1 pseudogene is annotated in these 622 nt (G+C 58.4%); it reads right to left on the bottom strand.

Features of this window, described 5'->3' with window-relative positions:
- Positions 1-609 (bottom strand): annotated as a pseudogene (amiC, locus tag AC5O77_RS22095) (N-acetylmuramoyl-L-alanine amidase AmiC); the annotation flags it as partial.
- Positions 610-622: the final 13 nt, after the last annotated feature.

Raw genomic sequence — 622 nt, forward strand, 5'->3', positions numbered from 1 at the left:
CCCCGGCACACGAGACCCTCTCGGGTCGCGGGCGCTCGGAGAGGTGTAGAAGAGACAGCGCCCTGCTTTACCCGGTTGTGGACCACTTTGCGCTGGCGGCACCTGCTTTTCGAGGTCGCGTTTGTTGTAATCCTCCAGCAGCGCCAGCAGCGGGTCCTGCATATCCTGTGCATTGGCCGGATAGAGGTCCATCACCAGACGCTCTTTAAACCCGGCGACCGGCGCAAGGGCAAACAGCTGCGGTTTTACGTTTTGCTTTAATTCAAAAACCATACGTACGGTTTGCGGGTCAAATTGCCCGACGCGCGCCGACTTGATGAACGGGTCGTCAGCGCGGATTTGCGCAGCCATCCCCTTGAGCACCGAGTTCAGGTTTACATCTTCGATATCCACCACCACGCGTTCAGGATTACTCAACGCGAACTGCTTATATTTCAGCTGACGATTAGATTCTACCGTCACGCGGGTGTAGCTGGACGCAGGCCAGACGCGCACCGCCACGACCTGGCTGACCGCAGCCAGGCTGACCTGACTTACGCTCAATAGCCACATGGCACCCGCGCCTTGCAGTAAACGACGACGGCTGATTGCAGTGTTGGATCCTGACATGCCTCTCCCGAGC

The sequence above is a fragment of the Stenotrophomonas sp. INTA L402-1 genome (assembly GCF_059295135.1).